Here is a 20,424-nt window from a genome sequence, read left to right as displayed (position 1 = left end):
TGACACTCTGATGTAGATCAACGTCAACGTTGTCAACAATGATAGACAACGTTGACGTAGTTAGCGTGCATCGTGGGTGTTAAGGGGGGCTTTGGTGATCGGGCGGAGGGATCGAGTTTGAAGGACAGGACACGCATCCGCCTCATTGATATCGCGCGGGAAGCGGGCGTGTCCGCAAAGACCGTCTCTCGCGTCGTCAACAACGAACCGGGGGTAGCCGAACCGCTTCGAGCCGCGATCAGGCAGACGATCGACCGTCTCGGGTTTCGGCCGAATCATGCCGCTCGCGCGCTCAAGATCAATTCCAGCCGAACGATCATGTTGATAACGAACCGGATCGATTCGCTTTATTCCGCCGCCGCAATTCAGGGCGCACTTGCCGCATGCCGCCTCGGCGGCTTTCAACTGATCGTCGAGGATTATCAGGCGGATGATCTCGGGCGTATTCTGGGTGATCTGGATAGCAATCCGGTCGACGGCGTCCTGACCCTTCCACCGGTAAGCGATGATACGACCTTGCTGGCCGCCCTTCAGGCGCGCGACATCACCATTTGTCGCATGTCACCCGCAACGCCGCTTGGATCAGCCAGCGAGGTTGCGTGCCACGAGTTCGACGGTGCTGCCATGATCGGTCGGCATTTCCGCTCGCTCGGCCACGAGTGCGCAGCCATTTTGCTCGGCATACCGTTGCATCGTGCGGCGATGTTACGTCGCGATGGCTTCGAACAGGGCTGGGCCGCGGCGGGCGGCAATCCTGCCCGGATCAGGGCCATCGAGTGGAGCGATTATGGCGATGCCTTCGATGCATCCGATCGCGACGGCCCGGCTGTCCCTCAATCATTCGTGGATGTCGGGGCTGCGGCAGCGCGACGATTCCTTGCGCTGGAGGACAGGCCGACAGCCGTGTTCGCCTTCAATGACGCGATCGCGATCGGCTTCATGTGGGAAGTGCGCGCAGCTGGACTGGCAATCCCGACCGACCTATCGGTAGCAGGCTTTGACGGCGGCGTCGCCGCATCGCTGGTGCGCCCGCGCCTGACGACGATCCACCAGCCGGTGGCGGCGATGGCAGCCGCTGCCGTCAAGGGATTGATCGAGCCGCACGCCGCGGCCGCCTCAATCTTCGAAGTGACGTTCGTACCTGGTGAAACTACGGCAATTCCGTCGCTACCGTCAGGTATGACCAAGTGATCGCGGTGAGGGCGGCTCGGCCTCGTAGAAGGTTGGCGGACAGGCACCGGCCGCCGCTTGGAATGACGGCAAACCAGCGTCTCCGGCGCACCGAGGCTATAAATCGAATCCAAGCCATATTCTGCAATTGTGTCAGGGTCTTACGTCGATGGCCTGTCTTCGGCCAGGGCGGGAACAGCCGGACCGCGTAAATTTGCGATGATCCGACCGCAGCCATTTGGAGGCCCCTGCCCGCCTTCCAACTACTGTCATCTGTTCATCTCGAACCGAGGCTCCTCGGTTTCTCATTCAGGCTGAGGGTGAGTTTCCGGCGTTCATTCGGCAGCCTTGGCGACCACTGCGGCAGTATCTTCGACCGGCGTCATCCAGCCAGCCAAGCGACGTGTAAGGACGCCTCTCGTTAGAGTTCCTCCACCAAGCCTTGAGGTGGTCTCGCCATCCTGAACGGTTTGGCGGCTGAGCTAGGCTATACCCTGGTTGGTTTACGCCGCCATTCCGGTGAACGCCACATCCGGGGCATCACCCGGATGTGGCGTTGCCGCGATCTGCCCATACACCTCGTCCGGCGTTCGGCAGGCGAGGCGGGAGTGAGTCCGCTGCCCGTTGTGATAGGCAATCCATCCGCCGAGCCCGGTCCGCAGCTCGGAGCCGGTCTCGAATGCATTCAGGTAGACGCATTCGTATTTCAGCGACCGCCAGAGCCAATTGACCGAAGCTTTGCACGTCCGGGCCGAAGGCGACATCGTGATGATCGATGGCGAGGCGAAGTAAAGCACCGCTCTTCCCGGCAACTCCTACCCATAGCCGCGAAGCGCTACATGAGGCGGTGCCTACCGCAAACGGTCAGATCGGCATCCACCCCTCAACCGACCGCAACCCCGATTCAACGCATGGAGGGGGCAAGGGGATATCCGCCATTCTTGTGACGTTCATCCGGTACGCCCTAAGGGCGCCGCAACGGATGATTTGAGCGAGACGATGCAATTACGGGCGAACTTCGGCTGGGGCTTGCTGGGCGGACTGGTTCTCGCCATGTCCGGCTGCGCCACTCCGCCCACTCCTGTGCAGCCGCCACCGGTTGTCGCGACATTGCCGCCGCCTCCCCCGCCGATGCCGGCAGGTGGCTATATCGGCATGAAGAGTCCGACCAAGCGCGCCGATGGCAACTATTTCACGCCCAATCTCGACAACACCGATCAGGCGGCCGTTTGGCATCTGCGCAACGCGCTTAACGTCGCCGCGCTCGGCTGCGATCAGGCAGGTGGCGGGGTCGTCGAACCTTACAATGCGTGGATCAAGACGCATGCGACCGTGATCGATCGGTACTACCAAGCCTATTTGCGGGAATGGCAAGCGCCCGGTTGGTGGGATTGGCAGCGTGTCTACGACGACAATCAGACTCGCATCTACAATTTCTACGCGCAGCCGGTGATGCGGGCGGCCTTTTGCGCGGTGGCACGCGTGGAGATCGCGCAGGTCGGTCAGGTCGCGGATGACGATCTGCCGGCCTTCGCCCGGGCCGCTCTGGGACGGCTCGACCGGCCGTTCGTCGAATTCTACGCGGCATTCGACGCCTGGCGCGACTATTATCAGCCGGCTCCGCCACCGGTGGTGCGAACCATCGACGTCCCCATCGTGGTGACCCCGCCGGCCGTGGTCGCGACGCTGGGCAGCAATGACACGGTGACGACCGGTGCCGAGGTTTCTCCGGTTCATGCGCCTGGCGATACCCCGCCTCCCGATCTCCCTTCGCCTCGATGACAGGTCACTGTCTCGGGCACGTCGATGGCGAGGACGAAGCACGCAACCGTCGATGATGATGCCTCTCTGGACGGAGTGCCGCTTCCCAACATCTGACCTGCAAAACATGCCCCCCCCCTTTGGGCATACGTTTGCAGAGCTCTTGATGCGCCAATCGGCCAGTACTCACCGCTTCGACGCGGATATCCGAAAATAGCGGGAGGCTGTCATCACCTCTTCCCGCCCCTATCCGGGCGAGGGCGGCGCACAAACGCGCCGCCGCTGTTCGCCCGATCTTCTTGCGACAGCTTGCGCCATCGCGCGACGCGGGAGGGATCGAGCACACCGCTCGCCGTCGCGGCCCGGATAGCGCAGCCAGGCTCATCGGCATGGGCGCAATTGGCGAAGCGGCAGGCGAGCGCCAGGCTCGTGACATCCTCGAACACCTCGGTCACGCCAGACGCCACTTCTGACATCTGAAGCTCGCGCATACCCGGTGTGTCCACCAGCCACCCGCCCCCGCCCGCATCGCCGGCAAGGCGGTGCATCTGGCGAACGGTCGTTGTGTGCCGGCCCTTGCCGTCGTCCTCGCGAACAGCCTGCGTGGCAATGTCGTCCGATCCGATCAGCGTATTGATCAGCGTCGACTTGCCGACCCCGGACGATCCCACCAACGCGACCGTCGCTCCCGCCCCACAATACCTCGCAAGGCGAGCTGCGTTCGTCGGGTTGCGGGCATCGACCAGTTCTACCTGTAATGCCATCTGAAGAGCGCGCGCGGCAGCGACGAAGGGCTCGGGCGCCGGCGACAGGTCCGCCTTGGTGAGGACGACCACCGGACGAACGCCGGTCTCGCGCGCGAGCACCAGGTAACGCTCGAGACGTGCGACGTTGAAATCCTGATCGCATGACGTGACGACAAATAACGTATCGACGTTCGCAGCGATCAGCTGCACGCGGCGGTCGTGAGTCGGGGCGGGTCGCTTGAACAGGCTCGTCCGATTGAGGATGCGCGCGATGGTTCGGGTGCCCCGATCCATCAGCAGCCAGTCGCCGACGGTAGGGCGATCCTCCGCAGCTCCGTCACCGGCCGCACTGGACGAGATCGAGCCATCGAAGCCCTCGCCCATTACCGTAACTCGTCCGCGATGGACGGACATCACACGGACGGGCTGGTCAGCGACACCCTCTTCGATCGAAACCTGTTCGCTGAAGAAAGGCTTCCAGCCGAGATACGCGAGCGTGACGACAGGATCATCTATCATTCAGTGTGCGCATCTAGAGCCGCCCGCCTACTGAGCATCCGGCACTCGCTGCTCGGCGGCCCGCTTGTCGGCTTTGGCTTGCGCCTTCTTCCCGGCCTCAACGGCTTTGTTCTTCTCACGCTCGCGGCGCTCAAAATCGTAATTCGGCTTACGTGGAATGTCTGTGGCTCCAAGACTTGGGTCCGGCTTGGGCGATATGCTCCACTTCGACCAACCTTAAGGGTAACGCTACACTGATCCCTCGAACACGACTAGGGTCAGCTCGATCGTCGCATCGTGTGGCTGTCAGCCGAACGTCGTCGTGAACAAACCCGGCCGAGGATGTGCAGCGTGTTTGTTGCGACGGGCATCTCGACACACTTCCGCGTCGATTGCCCTCGCCATCCACCATGACCAACACCGGCTTGCCGCGTGACGTCCGCGCCCGGTCAGCGTCGAGGCAGCCTGATAGCGGCTCCGGTCGACTGCCGCGGTTGGGGAGCCGATCCGCATCGTGCCGCATGGCGATCCCAATGGCGCTGCGCTCACGCCTTGCATATAGCCGGTCCCATGCCATTCTTTCCGCCCGCGTCGTCCCGCTTCATTCTCGCCACGCTCCTGTCGCTGCTCACCGCCCCGTTGCCGGCAAGCGCAGCTGAGGCCCGCCGGCAAAAACCGCGTGCCGCGGCACCGCAACCCATCAAGGCTGACAATGCGATCATCGCATTGCCGCTGAACCCTGTCGTGCCGGCGGGGCAGCGCGTGTGTTCGACGACGGCAGCGTCTGGTCTGGGATCGACGACGCTACGGACCGGCGCCGGCGCCAAACCTGGCGCGGGCGACGTCGTCCTGGTGAATTATGTCGGCTATCTTGCGGCGACCGGGGCTGTATTCGACCAGGGAATGCGATCGCCCTTGCCAGTCGACGGCGTGATTCCGGGATTTTCGCAGGGACTGCGGACGATGGCGCGGTCCGGCATCACGCGGTTCTGCGTTCCCGCCGCACTCGGCTATGGCGGCGGGGCATCGGGGCCGATCCCCGCCAATTCCGATCTCGTCTTCCAGGTCGAACTGCTCGACTTCAAGACGGCCGCCGAGGTCGAAAGCATGAACAATGCTCAAGTCCCCGAACCCGCGGCGCCAAGGAGCACCCCACCTCAGCCGTGATCGGGTTTCCTCCGGAGCGCCGGTGCCGCGCTGCACCACACCACGCATCCTTCCGTTCGCCCGAGGCGCCCACCTACGCCGACGCGGTGCCATGTGAAAACGTCCAACCTGCCACCCTTCCACGCTCGACCCGTGAAAGCTGGGAACGGAGACGCCGGACTGTTGCAGGAGTTCAACCAGCGGCCAGCGGAGCGTCTCGGGCAAAGCGGGCAGTCCTGATGCATTGGAGAATGCTGTCACCTCAGGGGATGAGTTGAAGTAGCGAAACGGCCTACCCGGCCTGCGCGGCCGGGCATACCGCCAGTCTGTTCTGCCCTATTTACCAGTCGGTGCATTTGGACTGACAACGCTTGTCCTCGCGATACCGCCAGCACGCAAACGCGTGAACGGGCGACCACAGGATGGGCGCAGGCACGAAAAAGAGCAGTGGTAGTCAAAAGCAAAAGTCATCGTACTAGACTCCCATCAATGTGGAGCGGCTGCAATTGGGCGATCATCATTGCGAGCCGCTAACACGATAATGCCATCTTGCATCCATGCCTCGACACCCAAGGTGATTGCGGCAGTACGTGCGAACCCACCGGGATCGTCTAGCCGGAACACCCCGTACAGACGTTTTTGCGCCAGTTCCGGACCACGGATGACGATCGGGATCGCGCTGTAACGATTGAGCTCTGTGACGGCCTCCGCCAGCGTTTCGCCTTCGAGATCCAACCTGCCGGATCGCCATGCGAGTTTGCGCTCGATCGTCGGCGCGACGACTGCCTCCCGACGTATCGTCGCGGTGTCGGATACGAATACCGCGCCGCCCGCGGTGAGCTCGACCGCTTTGGCCTCGTTCCCTTCAACCCAGACGCGAACCGTGCCCTCCGTTACCATCACCTCCGCACCCGCGTCTCGGCGTCGGACGGAAAAGGCCGTGCCTACAGCTTCGACACGGACGGAGCCCGCCGCGACGACGAAGGGCTTGGCAGGATCCCTCGTCACGCGGAACCAGGCTTCGCCCCTGTCGATGGAGACATACCGGCGTGCAGACGTGTAGTTTACGCCGATCTTGCTGGCGGTATTGATGGCCATCGTCGAGCGATCCGCCAGCGGTACGCGGCGTACCTCGCCAACCGTGGTTTCATATTCGTCGTTGCGCCGACCGCTCAGGAACAGTCCACCGAGCGATGCAGCCATCGTTCCGACCGCCGCCGCAAGTATACCGCGCCGCGTCCGGCGACGCCTCCAGAAGTTGTCACTGTCCGGCTGCGCCGCGGCTGGCTCTGCGCGATCGGTTTCCGATAGTCCGTCCAGCGCCAACCAGGCGGCCTCCGCCTGCAGCAGCGCACCGCGGCATCGACTATCGCTATCCAGCCACCTTTCGAACTCGGCGGACTCGGAGATGGACGCGTCGGCGTCGAGCCGCACCACCCATCGAACGGCCGCCTGCTCGATCTCTGCAGCACTTGGTCGAGCCGTCATTTCGACACCCTCGAAGATGTGTCGACATCCCGCCTCATCGCCCGCATCAGCAACGTCAGGCCCTTGGCCGCATCATTCTCCACGATGCTCTCGCTCACGCCCATCTTCGCAGCGATTTCTCTTTGCGAGAGGCCATCGATCTTACGCAATTTGAAAATGGCGCGGCAGCGGTCGGGGAGAGTTTCCAAGCAGCGCATAACCGAGGACAATTCATCGCGGACAAGAGCGATCCGCTCCGGGGTAACGTCGTCGCTGCCGCCGCCCTGATCGACGAGATGCCCGACGGTGTCGATCCGCACCACACGGGCGTGCCGGATCGAATCGATCATCAGGTTCCGGACGATCTGGAAGAAATAGCCGCCGGGTTGCGCGATCTGCGCGAAGGCGGTCACCCCCGCTAGTTTCGCATACCCTTCCTGAATCAGGTCGTCGATATCCTCCGCCGACTGCCCCCGCTGACGCAGCCATACACGGATGCCGGGTTCGTGCGGCATCACCTCGCGCAGCACCCACGCGGCGAGCCTGCGTCGATCCGCAGCGGTCGGCGACGCGGCGATCGTCACCGGACCCGGTTCATCGCCGTACCTGCCGGGGCGAAGTCTTGCCATGATCAGGATGCACCCGTCCGTTCCCCTCGTTTGCCTTTGCCGTCGTCGTGCCGCACCCTATCGATCAACGGACGAGGCTCCAAGCTGACGGCGACGAGGCACGGCGGGACGCGCATCAGAACGACTTCGAAACCGTCAGCTGGTAATTGGCGAGCCGCGGATCCCCGAACGTGCTGTAGAGGAAGCTCGTGTTGGACGTGTCGAGCGGCGGACGCTTGTTGAATACGTTGTTGACCGTCGCCCGCAGCTTGAAACCGTTTGCGAAGGCATAGCTGCCCGAGATGTCGTGATACGTCTGGCTGGTGCTGTCAGTCTAACGCGAACCGCTCTCCCCACGATGCAGTCCGGCCTTTGAGCGCAGCGGCCTAGCTCGCGAGGATCTGCCACTCCGCCAGTGCAGCGGAGCGCCGTGCCTTGTAGGTCTGGCGGTCGACGAGATGACGTTCGAGGTTGAAGTGGTTATGGACGTTGGCGTGGACGGAAGCGAACTTCTGTAGCGTCTTCATCCGCCTGAACCGGAGCATCGCTCGCTCTCGTCGTCGGAACGACAGATGGCTGTTCTCCACCCGGTTGTTGGCCCAGCGTCCCACCTCCCGCTTGTCAGGGTTGCCCAGCTCCTTCATCGCCGCGCCATAAGAGCGAAGCCCGTCGGTGGTGATTGCCTCCGGCTTGCCGTGGCGCTTCAGCGCCTTCTTCATAAAGGTGAGCGCTGCATCCTTATCCCTTGTTTTGGTGATGTAACTCTCGAGGATCTCGCCCTCATGATCTACCGCTCGCCAAAGGTAGACCATCTCTCCGTTGAGCTTCACGTACATCTCGTCGAGGTGCCATCTCCAGTGACGAAAGCCGCGCATTGCGCTCACCCGCTGGCGGCGGATGTCGCCTGCGAACATTGGACCGAATCTGTTCCACCACATCCGCACCGTCTCATGGCAGATGTCGATACCGCGCTCCGCGAGCAGGTCTTCCACGTTACGCAGCGACAGCGGAAAGCGGACGTACATCATCACGACCAGCCGGATCACCTCGGGTGAGGAGTTGAACCGGCGGAAGGGGCTGGGCGGAAGTGCACGAGACTTGCGGGGCATTGCCCGCCGATATCATCCACGCAGAAGCGGTGCCACGTTGGTCTGACAGAGCCCGTCGAAGCCTTCGGCATGGTCGGGGTGCCAGCGCGACAAGGCGGGGCGGTTGCGGATGATGTCCTCGGCCGCCCAGGCGATCCGCTTCTCGTCGGTCGCGCGCGACACGTCGTTGTCCGGACACAGGATGTAGAAGTCGCCCCGCGCCATGCTCTCCAGCATGAACTCCGCAACCTGGTCGGCCGACCAGGCACCGGTTGGCCGCTTGGCGATGCCGCGCCGCGTGCTGAAGCCGGTGAAGGTGAAGCCGGGAATCAGCAGGTGTGCGCTGAGCCGCCCATTTGTCTTGAGCAGATCGTGCGCGAGCGATTCCGTGAGGGCCTTCAGCGCCGCCTTGCTGACATTGTAGGCGGTGTCGCCGGGGGGCAGCGTGATCCCCTGCTTCGATCCGGTGTTGACGATCGTACATGGCCAGTCCGCTTCCAGCATGGCGGGCAGAAAGGACTGAATCCCGTGCAGCGGTCCCATCAGGTTGGTATCGAGCGTGCCCGTCCAGATGGCGCGATCGGCGAGAATGCCCCCGCCACCTTCGCGGCCCGCGTTGTTCATCAGCAGGGACACCTCGCCAACGGCCTGTGCCGCATCGGCCAGTGCTGCGACCGCGGCGGGATCACCGACGTCGGTCGCCTGTGCGCGGCAGACGATGCCGGCCGCCGCTAGACGTTCGCAGGCTTGCTCAAGTGCCTCGCCAGGCAGGTCTGCGAGGACGATCCGCATACCCGCTTGGCCGAGCCGCTCGGCAACGGCGAAGCCGATCCCACTCGCCCCGCCAGTGACGACGGCCACACGATCCGCCGCGATCGCCGGGTGCGCGCTCACTCGGGAAGGCCCGCCGTCTGGCCGCCGTCGACGACCATCGCGTGGCCGACCATGAAGGCGGCGAGATCGGAGCACATGTAGAGCACCGCCGCCGCGATTTCTTCGGGCTTGCCCAATCGGCCGATCGGCTCATGCCCCTCCATCTGCTTCCTGCCCTCCTCGGTGCCACCGGACACGCGGTCGAGGATCATCGGCGTCGCGATGACGCCCGGGCAGAGCGCGTTGACCCGGATAATATCGCCGATCGCTTCGAGAGCGACCGACTTGCTGATGCCCACGACCGCATGCTTGACCGCGACATACGCCGCCTGACCCTTGATCCCGACCACGCCTGCGCCGGACGAGGTGTTGACGATGCACCCGCCGCCGCGCTGCTTCATCAGCGGGATCTGGTACTTCATCGCGAGATACACGCCGCGCAAGTCGATCGCGACGAGCCGGTCAAAGGCGTCTTCCTCGATCTCGACGAGTGGGATCATCGGCTGTTCGACGCCGGCATTGTTGAACGCGATGTCGAGACCGCCGAATGCCTCGATTGTCTTGTCGAGAGCGGCCTTAATGTCTTCGCTCTTGGACACGTCGCAATGGACGCCAAGCGCCGTACCGCCAGCCGCCTCGATCTCCTTGACGACGTCTGCGACCTCGTCGTCGGCGATGTCCACGACAGCGACGCTGGCGCCAGCTTCGGCAAAGGCGAGCGCGGTGGCGCGGCCGATGCCATTGGCACCGCCGCTAATGAAGGCGACTTTGCCGGCATAGGACTGGGGTTGAGCGCTCATGGGGTTGATCCTTTCGGGATGGTGGCATCGGCTGCCAAAATGTTAGGGTTTCAACGCACTTCGGGCCGACTTACTCCATGAGGAACGCTCATCGTTCCAGTGCAGCGATCTCACGAAGACGAAGGTGGCGCGAAAGTGTTCTGTGTTCGCCCCACCGCAGCAGCCAACAGGATGGCCATGAAGCCACACATCATCTGTCACATGGCCAGCAGTCTCGACGGGCGCATCCTGCCCGAGCGCTGGACACCGAGCGATGCCCATTCGCACGCTGCCTACGAAGATCTGCATGTCCGCCTCGGTGGGGGATCATGGATCGTCGGCCGCGTCACAGGGCAGGAGTTTGCCAAAGGTGACACCTACCCCGCGCAGACCGACGAACGGCTCCCACGCATATCCTGGCTGCCGAACAAGTCAGCAGACGCCTACGGGATCGTCACCGATGCGCACGGGAAGATCGTGTGGGGGCGCAGCGACGTCGGGGGCGACCCGATTGTCGTCGTCCTGACCGAGCAGGTGTCGGACGCGCATCTCGCGGGATTACGCGCTGACGGTGTCGGCTATATCTTCGCCGGAAAGGACGAGCTGAATCTTCGGCAGGCGCTGGCCATACTTGGCGAAGAGCTCGGGCTTGATCGCCTTCTCTTCGAAGGCGGCGGACATCTCAACGGTGCGTTCCTGCGCGCCGGGCTGGTCGATGAAGTCAGCTTGATGCTTGTGCCCGCGATCGATGGGATCGCCGGGGCTCCTGCAATCTTCGACGGTCCGGCAGCAGACGCATCAGCGATTCCCGCCATGAAACGGCTGACACTGGAAAGCCACGAAGTGTTGGACAATGGTATCGTCTGGCTTCGCTACCGGGTCGCGAATACCCCAATATCGTAGCGCAACGATGAAGCGCGTTCACTGCTCCATCAACCTCGCCCGGCGTTGTGGGCTGTTCCCCCGCCCCTTAGTTTAGACTCGTACGCAGCTCACCGCTTCCCCGAACCCGGTGATGCCGCGTGTGCCCGGACGACTGCGACGTTCCTCCCCTGGCCTCGCTTCGATCCGGGCGCTTCGAACCACTATAAGGAGAAGCCATCATGACAGGCTTGGCCGCTCCCGCGGCGACCGGCGCCCAGCGCGGCGCAATCGATCAACCGGCCCATTGGGGTGCTGTCTATGCGATGGCGCTGTGCAGCTTCGTGCTCGTAGCATCCGAGTTCATGCCCGTCAGCCTGTTGAGCCCGATCGCTCATACGCTTCAGCTCACCGAGGGACAGGCGGGCCAGGCTATCGCCATCTCCGGCGTGTTCGCCGTGGTGACGAGCCTTTCGCTCTCCTTCATCCTCGGCGATCTGGACCGGCGACTGGTCCTGCTCCTGCTGACCGGGCTGCTGATCGTGTCTGGTGTCATCGTCGCGTTCGCGCCGAGCTACCTGATCTTCATGGGTGGCCGAGCTCTGCTCGGCATCGCCATCGGCGGCTTCTGGTCGATGTCCGCGGCCATCGCGATGCGGCTGGTGCCGGACGCCTCCGTTCCCAAGGCCTTGGCGGTCATCAACGGCGGCAACGCTCTTGCTACCGTGCTTGCTGCCCCTCTTGGCAGCTTCATGGGTAGTCTTATCGGCTGGCGCGGCGCCTTCTTCTGCGTTGTGCCGGTCGCGGCCGCCGCAGTGATCTGGCAGGCTCTCGCCCTTCCCAAGCTGCCTGCTGTCGCGCGACAGGGCGGCAACGGCATGGCCGCGCTGCTGCGCCGCCCGCCGGTCCTATTCGGGCTCGGCACGGTTGCGCTGCTGTTCGTGGGGCAGTTCTCGCTGTTCACCTACCTGCGCCCCTTCCTGGAGCAGGTCACGCACGTCAGCGTGTCGATGCTGTCTATCATGCTCCTGATCGTCGGTGTCTCCGGCTTCATCGGCACGCTGCTGATTGGCCGCGTCCTCGAGCATAGGCTCTACGTGACCCTTGGCGTGCTGCCGGCCGCCATGGCTGCCGTAGCGGTGGCCCTGACACTGTTCGGCGGATCGACGATCGCAACCGCCGCGCTGCTCGCGGTATGGGGCTTTGCCGGAACGGCGGCACCGGTGGCCTGGTGGACCTGGCTCGCGCGCACCGCTCCCGACGAAGCGGAAGCCGGCGGCGGTTTGATGGTGGCGATCGTCCAGCTTGCAATCACCCTCGGGGCCACAATCGGCGGCATCGTGTTCGACACTGCCGGCGCTGTCCCCGAGTTCCTCACCAGCGGTGCGCTCCTCGCCCTCGCAGCGCTGGCCGCCTTCGCGGTGGCACGCATGCACAGCCGCGCTCCGGCTACGCGAGGGACTGCGACCGCGTGAAGCAGGCGCGTTCCATCCTCCATTTCATGCGCGACTGCGCGCACCGGGGAGAACGCGCCGTGCTGGTGACTCTTACCGACGTCACCGGCAGCGCGACCCGCGCGCCGGGCGAGCACATGGCGGTTGCCGAAAGCGGAGCCGTAATAGGATCGTTTTCTGGTGGATGCGTCGAGGCCGCGGTTATCGCCGAAGCGCAAGAGGTGCTGGCGGCGGGACAGCCGCGGCACGTCCGCTATGGCGCAGGATCGCCTTACATCGACATTCGGCTTCCGTGCGGAGGCGGCATCGACCTTCTGTTCCTGCCCGATCCCAACCGCTCGCAGATCGACCTGGCGCTGGACATTCTGGAGCGGCGCCGACCGCTGAAGCTGCGACTTTCACGTAGCGGCACATTCGCCGCCTCCGAAGCTGCGGAAACGGATCGAACGGGTTGGTCTGGGCACGACTTCATCGCGCGGCACGATCCGCAACTGCGCCTCATCGTCCTCGGGCATGGCGCGGAACCGGGCGCCCTTCTGCAGATGGCAGAAGCCTATGGCGCGGAGACGCTGCTATTCAGTCCGCAATCCTCGCTCGTCGACGAGGCGCACGCGAGAGGCAGGCCGGCCCACCTTCTGCGGATCGTCGGGCCTGCGGACAGCTTCTTGCTCGACCCATGGTCCGCGGTCGTTACCTTATTCCATGATCACGACTGGGAGACCGACTTGCTGCTGCAGGCACTCGAGCAGCAACCGCTGTTCATCGGTGCGATGGGCAGCAGGCAAACCCACACCGAGCGGCGAAATCGTTTGTTGGCGGCTGGCGCGGACCCGCTCGCCATCGACCGCGTCGTTGGGCCGGTCGGGATCATTGCCGCCACTCGGGACCCGCAAACGCTCGCCGTTTCGATCCTGGCTCAAGTCGTTCAGGTTTACGAAGAAGTACTCGAGGGGAAAGTAGCCGAAAGGCCACTTGAGTCGGTGTTGAACGCTGCTCACCGCTTCGATGAGCAAAGTGCGAGGGGCGTCCTGCACTTGAAAGCGTTACATTAAGACAAGCGGCAACGTCGCTACCCAAATTCAAGCTCACCGAGACGCAGTCGGAAGAAGAGGAAACGCGGTCCATGGCCGGCATATCGGAAATTGAACTGTCCCGTCGGGGACTGCTTGCCGGAAGCGCCGCGACGGCCGCCATCGTTGCGTCGCCGATCCCTGCTGAGGCAGCACCACTGCCTCCCTCTCCCGCCCCGGCTTCGCTACCTGTATCGTTCGAGGTCAACGGCTCCAGGCGCGAGCTGAAGCTCGATCCGCGCACTACCCTGCTTGATGCGCTGCGCGAGCATCTGCACCTGACCGGATCGAAGAAGGGCTGCGATCACGGCCAGTGCGGTGCCTGCACGGTGATGGTCGACGGTGTGCGCATCAATTCCTGCCTCAGCCTCGCCGTGATGCACGAGGGTGACAAGATCACGACCATCGAAGGCCTGGGCACGCCCGAGAAGCTGCATCCCATGCAGGCGGCGTTCGTAAAGCATGACGGCTACCAGTGCGGCTATTGCACGCCCGGCCAGATATGTTCGGCGGTCGCCGTGCTCGACGAGATCAAGCGCGGGGTGCCGAGCCATGTGCAGGCCGACCTGACCGATCGTCCGCAGGCGACCAACGTCGAGATGCGCGAGCGCATGAGCGGCAACATCTGCCGCTGCGGCGCTTATTCCAACATCGCCGAGGCAATGGCCGAAGTCGCAGGAGCTAAGGCATGAAGGCCTTTACCTATGAGCGCGCCAAGGATCCTGTTGCCGCAGCGCGCGCGGCGGCTCGGCCGGGCGCCCGGTTCATCGCCGGTGGCACAAACCTGCTCGATCTGATGAAGATTGAGGTCGAGACTCCAAGCCATCTGATCGATGTTCAGGATCTCGGCTTCGACAAGATCGAGAAGACCCGCGACGGTGGTCTGCGCATCGGCGCGTTGGTGACCAACACCAACCTCGCCGCGGACGAGCGGGTGCGGCGCGATTACGGCGTGCTCACGCGCGCGATCGTGGCGGGCGCGTCCGGTCAGCTCCGCAACAAGGCGTCCACGGCGGGCAACCTGCTCCAGCGCACCCGCTGCCCGTATTTCTACGACACCAACATGGCGTGCAACAAGCGCAAGCCAGGCTCAGGGTGCTCGGCGATCGGCGGTGTGTCCCGCCAACTCGGCGTGATCGGCGTGTCCGATAAGTGCATCGCGACCTTCCCGGGCGATATGGCGGTAGCGATGCGCGTGCTGGACGCGGTGATCGAGACGGTAGACGCAAACGGTCAGCAGCGATCGATCCCGATCGCTGACTTTCACCGGCTCTGGGGTGATCGCCCGGAGATCGACACCAACCTGCGCGCCGGCGAGCTTATCACCGCCGTGACGCTGCCGCGTCCGCTCGGCGGCAAGCACCTCTACGAAAAGGTGCGCGACCGCGCGTCGTACGCCTACGCACTCGTTTCCGTTGCCGCGGTGATCCAACCTGATGGCACCGGCCGGGTCGCGTTCGGCGGGGTCGCGCCCAAGCCGTGGCGCGTCGAGGCTGCAGAGGCGCTGCTGCCGCGCGGTGCCGCTGCGGTAACTGCCCGCGCCTTCCAAGGCGCGACGCCGACCGAGGACAACAAGTTCAAGCTGCCGCTCGCCACTCGCGCGTTGGCTTCCGTGATCGCGCAAGCCGCCGACCAGAAGGGGGCCTGATCCCATGAAGTTCGACACCCCCGCGACGACCAATCCGATCGACCGCATGAAGGTCGTGGGGCGTGCCCACGACCGCATCGACGGGCCGCTCAAGACGACCGGCCAGGCACCCTACGCGTACGAGTTCTACCGCGAGGTTCCGAACGCGGCTTATGGCTACGTGGTCGGCTCGGCCATCGCCAAGGGCCGTATTCGTTCGATGAGCCTCAATGAGGCGCGAGCCGCTCCCGGAGTGCTTGCCATTGTCACTGCAGCCGACGCCGGCAAGTTGGGCAAGGGCAAGTACAACACCGCCAAGCTGTTCGCCGGTCCCGCGGTCGATCATTATCACCAGGCCGTCGCAGTCGTCGTGGCGGAGACCTTCGAGCAGGCGCGCGCCGCGGCGTGGTTGATCCGTGTAGACTATCAGCGCGCCCCCGGGCGGTTCGATCTCGACCAGGAGATCAAGACCGCGCCGCTGCACGGCGGCAACAGCGGCGAAGGGAGCGAGTCTCCGCCCGAGCACCGAGTGGGCAAGTTCGAGGCTGCATTCGCCGCTGCCCCGGTGAAGCTCGATCAACGCTACACCACGCCCGATCACAGCCACGCGATGATGGAGCCGTTCGCCTCGATCGCGTCCTGGACCGGTGATGCGCTGACGGTGTGGACGTCGAACCAGATGATCGACTGGGGCCGTACGGATCTCGCGACGACCCTTGGCATCCCCAAGGAGAAGATCACCTTCATGTCGCCATACGTCGGTGGTGGTTTTGGCGGCAAACTGTTCCTGCGCACCGACGCAGTGCTGGCGGCGCTTGGCGCGCGTGCAGCCAAGCGCCCGGTCAAGCTGGCGTTGCAACGCCCCCTCATCGCCAACAACACGACGCATCGCCCTGCCACCCGCCAGCGCATCCGCATCGGCACGACGCGCGACGGCACGATCACGGCGATCGCGCACGAGAGCGGCTCGGGCGATCTGCCCGGCGGCGGCCCCGAAACGGCAGTGAACCAGACCGAATTGCTGTACGCGGGCGCCAATCGGCTCACGTCGCTGCGGCTTGCGGTCATGGATCTGCCCGAGGGCAATGCCATGCGTGCACCGGGTGAGGCGCCTGGCATGATGGCGCTTGAGATCGCGATGGATGAGATGGCCGAGCAGCTCGGCATGGATCCGATCGCCTTTCGCGTGAAGAACGACACGCAGGTCGATCCCAAGGACCCGAAGCGCCACTTCTCACAGCGCCAGCTCGTCCGTTGCCTTGAGGAAGGGGCACAGCGCTTTGGCTGGTCGAAGCGCAACCCCAAGCCCGGTCAGGTGCGCGATGGCCGGTGGCTAGTGGGAATGGGGGTCGCATCCTCGTTTCGCAACCACATGAACATGCCCTCGGGTGCCCGTGTCCGGCTGCGCCGCGACGGTGTCGTGACGGTCGAGACCGACATGACCGACATCGGCACCGGCAGCTACACCATCCTGGCGCAGACTGCGGCCGAGATGATGGGCGTGCCGGCCGAAGCCGTCGTCGTAAAGCTCGGGAGCTCGGCATACCCGGTGTCCGCGGGTTCGGGCGGCCAGTTCGGTGCGGCAAATTCGACCGCGGGTGTCTATGCAGCGTGCGTGAAGCTGCGCGAGCAGGTTGCCCAGCGGCTCGGCGTCAACTCGGTCGACGCGGTGTTCGAAGGTGGCAAGGTCCGGAGCGGCAACCGCACCGCCGACCTGCGTCAGGCGGCGTCTGCCGGCGAGCTAGTGGCCGAGGACAAGATCGAGTTCGATAAACTCGACAAGTCCTACCAGATATCCACCTTCGGATCGCACTTCGTCGAAGTCGGTGTCGATGCCTATACAGGTGCCACCCGCGTGCGCCGGATGCTCGCGGTCTGTGCCGCTGGCCGTATCATCAATCCCAAGTCGGCGCGCAGCCAGGTGATCGGCGCGATGACCATGGGCGTGGGCTCGGCGCTGATGGAGGCGCTGGAGGTCGACAAGCGGTTCGGTCTCTTCATCAACCACGATCTTGCCGGATATGAAGTGCCGGTGCACGCCGACATTCCTCACCAAGAGGTCGTGTTCCTCGACGAGGCCGACGACAAGGCCAACCCGATGAAGGCCAAGGGTGTCGGCGAACTCGGGCTTTGCGGCGTGGGCGGCGCAGTGGCGAACGCCGTCTACAATGCCACCGGCGTGCGCATTCGGGACTATCCGCTGACCCTCGACAAGCACTTGGAACGCCTGCCGGCGATCGCTTGATCGATCGTCGCCGACCAAAGGTCGGACATCAGAAATGCAGCCCCTTCCGTCGCCCGGCGGAAGGGAACGACTAGGCTCGCCCTCACGGTTCGAGCCGCCGACGGAGAAGCGCGATGCATCCGAACACGACGGCCCTGTTGCTGATCGAATACCAGAACGACTTCGTAAGCGAGGGCGGTGCGCAGCATGAGGCAGTGCAGGCGGTCATGGCCGAAACCGGGATGCTCGCGCACAGCCGGACGGTGGTCGAACAGGCACGAGCGCTCGGGGTGACGGTGATGCACGCCCCGATCAGCTTTGCCGATGGCTATCCCGAGATTCCCTCCGATCCCTACGGCATCTTGGCCGGGATCGTGGCCGCGAAGGCGTTCCGGAAAGAAAGCTGGGGTGCCGAGATTGCCGAGGTGATGGCTCCTCAGACAGGTGACATCATCATCGAGGGCAAGCGCGGGCTTGACTGCTTTGCGAGCACCAACATCGACTTCATCCTGCGCCAACGCGGCATCACCGATCTGGCCATTGCCGGCTTCCTCACCAATTGCTGCGTTGAGTCGACCATGCGCTCCGCCTACGAGCGCGGCTTCCGCGTGGTCACGCTGAGCGACTGTACCGCGACGCTCAGTCCGGAAGAGCAGGACGCGGCCGTCACCAAGAACTTCCCGATGTTCTCGCTGCCGATGACCCACGATGCCTTCCTTGCCAAGCTGGAGCCAGCGGCATGAAGTTCGACACACCGGCGGGCACCACCCCGATCGATCGCCAAGCCGTCGTCGGCCGGCCCCATCCGCGGGTCGAGGGTCGGCTCAAGACCACCGGCACCGCCACCTACGCGGCCGAATACCATGACGTCGGCGACGACCTTGCCTACGGCTACATTCTCGGTGCCGCGATCGCGAAAGGTCGGATTTCGCGCCTCGACCTGTCGATCGCGCGCGCCGCGCCGGGCGTCCGCACGATCGTCACCTACGAAACGGCGGGAACGCTCGGTGTCGGTGACTTCTATGTCCAGCGCGTGCTCGCCGGACCGGAAGTGGATCATTATCATCAGGCAGTCGCCGTAGTGGTGGCGGACACGTTCGAACAGGCGCGGGCTGCTGCCGCCCTGATCCGCGTGGACTATGCGCGCAGCAAAGGCGCGTTCGACCTTGCCGCACAGAAGCCGACCGCACCGATTGCGCCGGAAGAGCCGTTCGGCGGTCCAAGCGAGCTCCGCGTCGGCGACTTCGATCGGGCCTTCGCCGCCGCGCCAGTGAAGCTCGACCAGACCTATACCGTGCCCGATCAGGCCCATGCGATGATGGAGCCGCACGCCACCATCGCCCGCTGGAAGGGCGACCAGCTGACCTGTTGGACATCAATCCAGCAGATGAATTGGGGCAAGCGAGATCTCGGCAAAATCATCGGCACGCCCAAGGAGAATATCCACCTGCTCTCGCCGTTCATCGGCGGCGGTTTCGGTGGCAAGGGTACGACCCAGAGCGACCTTGCGCTCGCGGCGCTCGCTGCGCGGGCGGCGGGGCGGCCGGTCAAGCTCGTGCTGCAGCGCCCGATCATGTTCAACAACACGATCCATCGGCCGAAAACGATCCAGCGTATCCGGCTCGGCGCGGACCGCGACGGCCGCATCACTGCGATCGGACACGATGGCTGGTCGGGCAATTTGCGCGGCGGGAGAACCGAGCCGACCACGCTGCCTACCCGGCTGCTCTACCGTGGCGAGAACCGGCTACTTCGCCGCTATCTGACCACACTCGATCTGGCCGAGGGCAATGCGATGCGTGCGCCCGGCGAGGCTCCGGGCATGATGGCGCTCGAGATCGCGATGGACGAGTTGGCGGAAAAGCTGGGCATGGACCCGGTGGCGCTCCGCGTCTCCAACGACACGCAGGTCGATCCGGAGAAGCCTGAACGTCGCTTCTCGACTCGCGCCTTTGTAGACTGTCTGCGCACCGGCGCCGAGCGGTTCGGCTGGAACGCCCGGCCGACCCGGTCCGCCGGTCGGCAGGACGGCAAGTGGCTGATCGGTTACGGCATGGCGAGTGCTATCCGCGGCGCCCCGATCGCCAAGGCGGGTGCGCGCGCTCGGCTCAGCCGCGACGGGATCATCACGGTTGAAACCGACATGACCGACATCGGTACGGGTAGCTATACGATCGTGGCGCAGGTGGCCGCTGAGATGATGGGTGTCCCGTTGAGCCGCGTGGTGGCCAAGCTCGGCGACTCTGCTTTCCCCGAGACGCCCGGCTCCGGCGGACAGATGGGCGCTGCGTCGGTCACTGCCGGAGTCTATGCCGCCTGTGCCGCGTTGCGTGATGCCGTGGCGCAGCGGCTCGGCTTCAACACGACCGATGTCATCTTCGCTGACAGCGAGGTGCGTTCGGGCGGTCGCGCAGTTCCCCTTGCTCGTGCCGCACAGGGCGGGGAGGTGGTGGCCGAGGACAGCATGGAATATGGCGACCTCAGCAAGCAATATGCCCAGCAGACCTTCGGCGCGCACTTCGCGGAGGTCGGCGTCGATCGCTACACGGGTGTCGTCCGCGTCCGACGCATGCTGGCGGTGTGCGCAGCGGGACGCATCCTCAATCCTCTGACCGCACGCAGCCAGGTGATCGGCGGCATGACGATGGGCATCGGTGCTGCGCTGATGGAGGAGATGGCGGTAGACACGCGCTTTGGCTTGTTCGTGAATCACGACCTCGCGGGGTATGAGGTGCCGGTTCACGCCGACGTACCGCATCTCGACGTTGCGTTCATCGATGAGGTCGACGCGACCATGTCGCCGGTCAAAGCGAAGGGCGTCGGCGAACTTGGCTTGAGCGGGGTCGCGCCCGCGATCGCCAACGCCATCTACAACGCGACTGGCGTGCGCGTGCGTGAATATCCGATCACTCTGGAGAAGCACCTTGAGGGGCTGCCGGAGCTTACATGACAAGCGCCCGCGAGCTGCTCACGCGCCTGCCGCATCGACTTCGCTCGGCGCTCCTCGTCCTGTCGTTGCTCGGCATTGCGGCTGGAGCGTCGGCTCAGGTCA

The 20,424-nt window shown here is 64.4% G+C and carries 17 protein-coding genes and 1 pseudogene; 11 read left to right on the top strand and 7 right to left on the bottom strand.

The features are described from left to right. Positions 1–168 precede the first annotated feature (168 nt). On the top strand, positions 169–1,191 hold the full coding sequence (locus tag NF699_14955) for a LacI family transcriptional regulator (protein ID USU04327.1): 1,023 nt from the start codon (positions 169–171) through the stop codon (positions 1,189–1,191). 482 nt (positions 1,192–1,673) lie between these two features. Here NF699_14955 and NF699_14950 read toward each other — a convergent pair. Next, positions 1,674–1,892, bottom strand: a pseudogene (locus tag NF699_14950) (integrase core domain-containing protein). 265 nt (positions 1,893–2,157) lie between these two features. Between NF699_14950 and NF699_14945 the strand changes: the two are divergent. Beyond that, the gene (locus tag NF699_14945) at positions 2,158–2,952 is read left to right on the top strand and encodes a hypothetical protein (protein ID USU04326.1); all 795 of its coding nucleotides are present in this window, start codon (positions 2,158–2,160) and stop codon (positions 2,950–2,952) included. A gap of 209 nt (positions 2,953–3,161) precedes the next feature. Here NF699_14945 and rsgA read toward each other — a convergent pair whose 3' ends face one another. Then, a complete protein-coding gene (gene rsgA, locus NF699_14940; protein USU04325.1) occupies positions 3,162–4,196 on the bottom strand; it encodes a ribosome small subunit-dependent GTPase A in 1,035 nt (344 codons plus the stop codon). Between the two features lie 549 nt (positions 4,197–4,745). On the opposite strand from rsgA, the gene NF699_14935 reads away from it, so the two are divergent. Then, positions 4,746–5,342: an FKBP-type peptidyl-prolyl cis-trans isomerase gene (locus NF699_14935; GenBank protein ID USU04324.1), complete on the top strand. Its 597-nt coding sequence runs from the start codon at positions 4,746–4,748 to the stop codon at positions 5,340–5,342. Positions 5,343–5,807: 465 nt separating this feature from the next. On the opposite strand, the gene NF699_14930 is transcribed toward NF699_14935, so the two are convergent. From NF699_14930 to NF699_14910, 5 genes are all read right to left on the bottom strand, one after another. Further along, the gene (locus tag NF699_14930; GenBank protein ID USU04323.1) at positions 5,808–6,809 is read right to left on the bottom strand and encodes a FecR domain-containing protein; all 1,002 of its coding nucleotides are present in this window, start codon (positions 6,807–6,809) and stop codon (positions 5,808–5,810) included. Continuing rightward, on the bottom strand, positions 6,806–7,318 hold the full coding sequence (locus tag NF699_14925; GenBank protein ID USU04322.1) for an RNA polymerase sigma factor: 513 nt from the start codon (positions 7,316–7,318) through the stop codon (positions 6,806–6,808). The genes NF699_14930 and NF699_14925 overlap by 4 nt, the downstream gene beginning before the upstream one ends. Before the next feature lie 464 nt (positions 7,319–7,782). Next, positions 7,783–8,424 (bottom strand): IS6 family transposase, encoded by a 642-nt coding sequence (locus tag NF699_14920; GenBank protein ID USU07114.1) that lies wholly within the window; start codon positions 8,422–8,424, stop codon positions 7,783–7,785. 93 nt (positions 8,425–8,517) lie between these two features. After that, positions 8,518–9,378: an SDR family NAD(P)-dependent oxidoreductase gene (locus NF699_14915; protein USU04321.1), complete on the bottom strand. Its 861-nt coding sequence runs from the start codon at positions 9,376–9,378 to the stop codon at positions 8,518–8,520. After that, a complete protein-coding gene (locus NF699_14910) occupies positions 9,375–10,157 on the bottom strand; it encodes a glucose 1-dehydrogenase (protein ID USU04320.1) in 783 nt (260 codons plus the stop codon). Before NF699_14910 ends, NF699_14915 begins: the two co-directional genes overlap by 4 nt. A gap of 177 nt (positions 10,158–10,334) precedes the next feature. Here NF699_14910 and NF699_14905 point away from each other — a divergent pair, with 177 nt between their 5' ends. The 8 genes from NF699_14905 to NF699_14870 all read left to right on the top strand — a co-directional run bounded on the left by NF699_14905 (position 10,335) and on the right by NF699_14870 (position 20,322). Beyond that, positions 10,335–11,039 (top strand): RibD family protein, encoded by a 705-nt coding sequence (locus NF699_14905; GenBank protein USU04319.1) that lies wholly within the window; start codon positions 10,335–10,337, stop codon positions 11,037–11,039. A gap of 200 nt (positions 11,040–11,239) precedes the next feature. Continuing rightward, complete coding sequence (locus tag NF699_14900; protein USU04318.1) at positions 11,240–12,472, top strand: MFS transporter; 1,233 nt, start codon at positions 11,240–11,242, stop codon at positions 12,470–12,472. Next, complete coding sequence (locus tag NF699_14895; protein ID USU04317.1) at positions 12,469–13,503, top strand: XdhC family protein; 1,035 nt, start codon at positions 12,469–12,471, stop codon at positions 13,501–13,503. Before NF699_14900 ends, NF699_14895 begins: the two co-directional genes overlap by 4 nt. 71 nt (positions 13,504–13,574) lie before the next feature. Beyond that, on the top strand, positions 13,575–14,213 hold the full coding sequence (paoA, locus tag NF699_14890) for an aldehyde dehydrogenase iron-sulfur subunit (GenBank protein ID USU04316.1): 639 nt from the start codon (positions 13,575–13,577) through the stop codon (positions 14,211–14,213). Then, entirely contained in the window at positions 14,210–15,169 is a 960-nt protein-coding gene (locus NF699_14885) for a xanthine dehydrogenase family protein subunit M (protein USU04315.1), read from the top strand. The genes paoA and NF699_14885 overlap by 4 nt, the downstream gene beginning before the upstream one ends. A gap of 4 nt (positions 15,170–15,173) precedes the next feature. Next, on the top strand, positions 15,174–17,393 hold the full coding sequence (locus NF699_14880) for a xanthine dehydrogenase family protein molybdopterin-binding subunit (GenBank protein ID USU04314.1): 2,220 nt from the start codon (positions 15,174–15,176) through the stop codon (positions 17,391–17,393). Positions 17,394–17,506: 113 nt separating this feature from the next. Then, a complete protein-coding gene (locus NF699_14875; GenBank protein ID USU04313.1) occupies positions 17,507–18,115 on the top strand; it encodes a cysteine hydrolase in 609 nt (202 codons plus the stop codon). Then, entirely contained in the window at positions 18,112–20,322 is a 2,211-nt protein-coding gene (locus NF699_14870; GenBank protein ID USU04312.1) for a xanthine dehydrogenase family protein molybdopterin-binding subunit, read from the top strand. Before NF699_14875 ends, NF699_14870 begins: the two co-directional genes overlap by 4 nt. The last annotated feature ends 102 nt before the right edge of the window (positions 20,323–20,424 follow it).

The organism is Sphingomonadaceae bacterium OTU29LAMAA1, from assembly GCA_024072375.1.
GTDB lineage: Bacteria > Pseudomonadota > Alphaproteobacteria > Sphingomonadales > Sphingomonadaceae > Sphingomonas.
The sequence above is the reverse complement of the archived record's forward strand: the minus strand, read 5'-3'. Positions and strand labels throughout refer to the sequence as shown.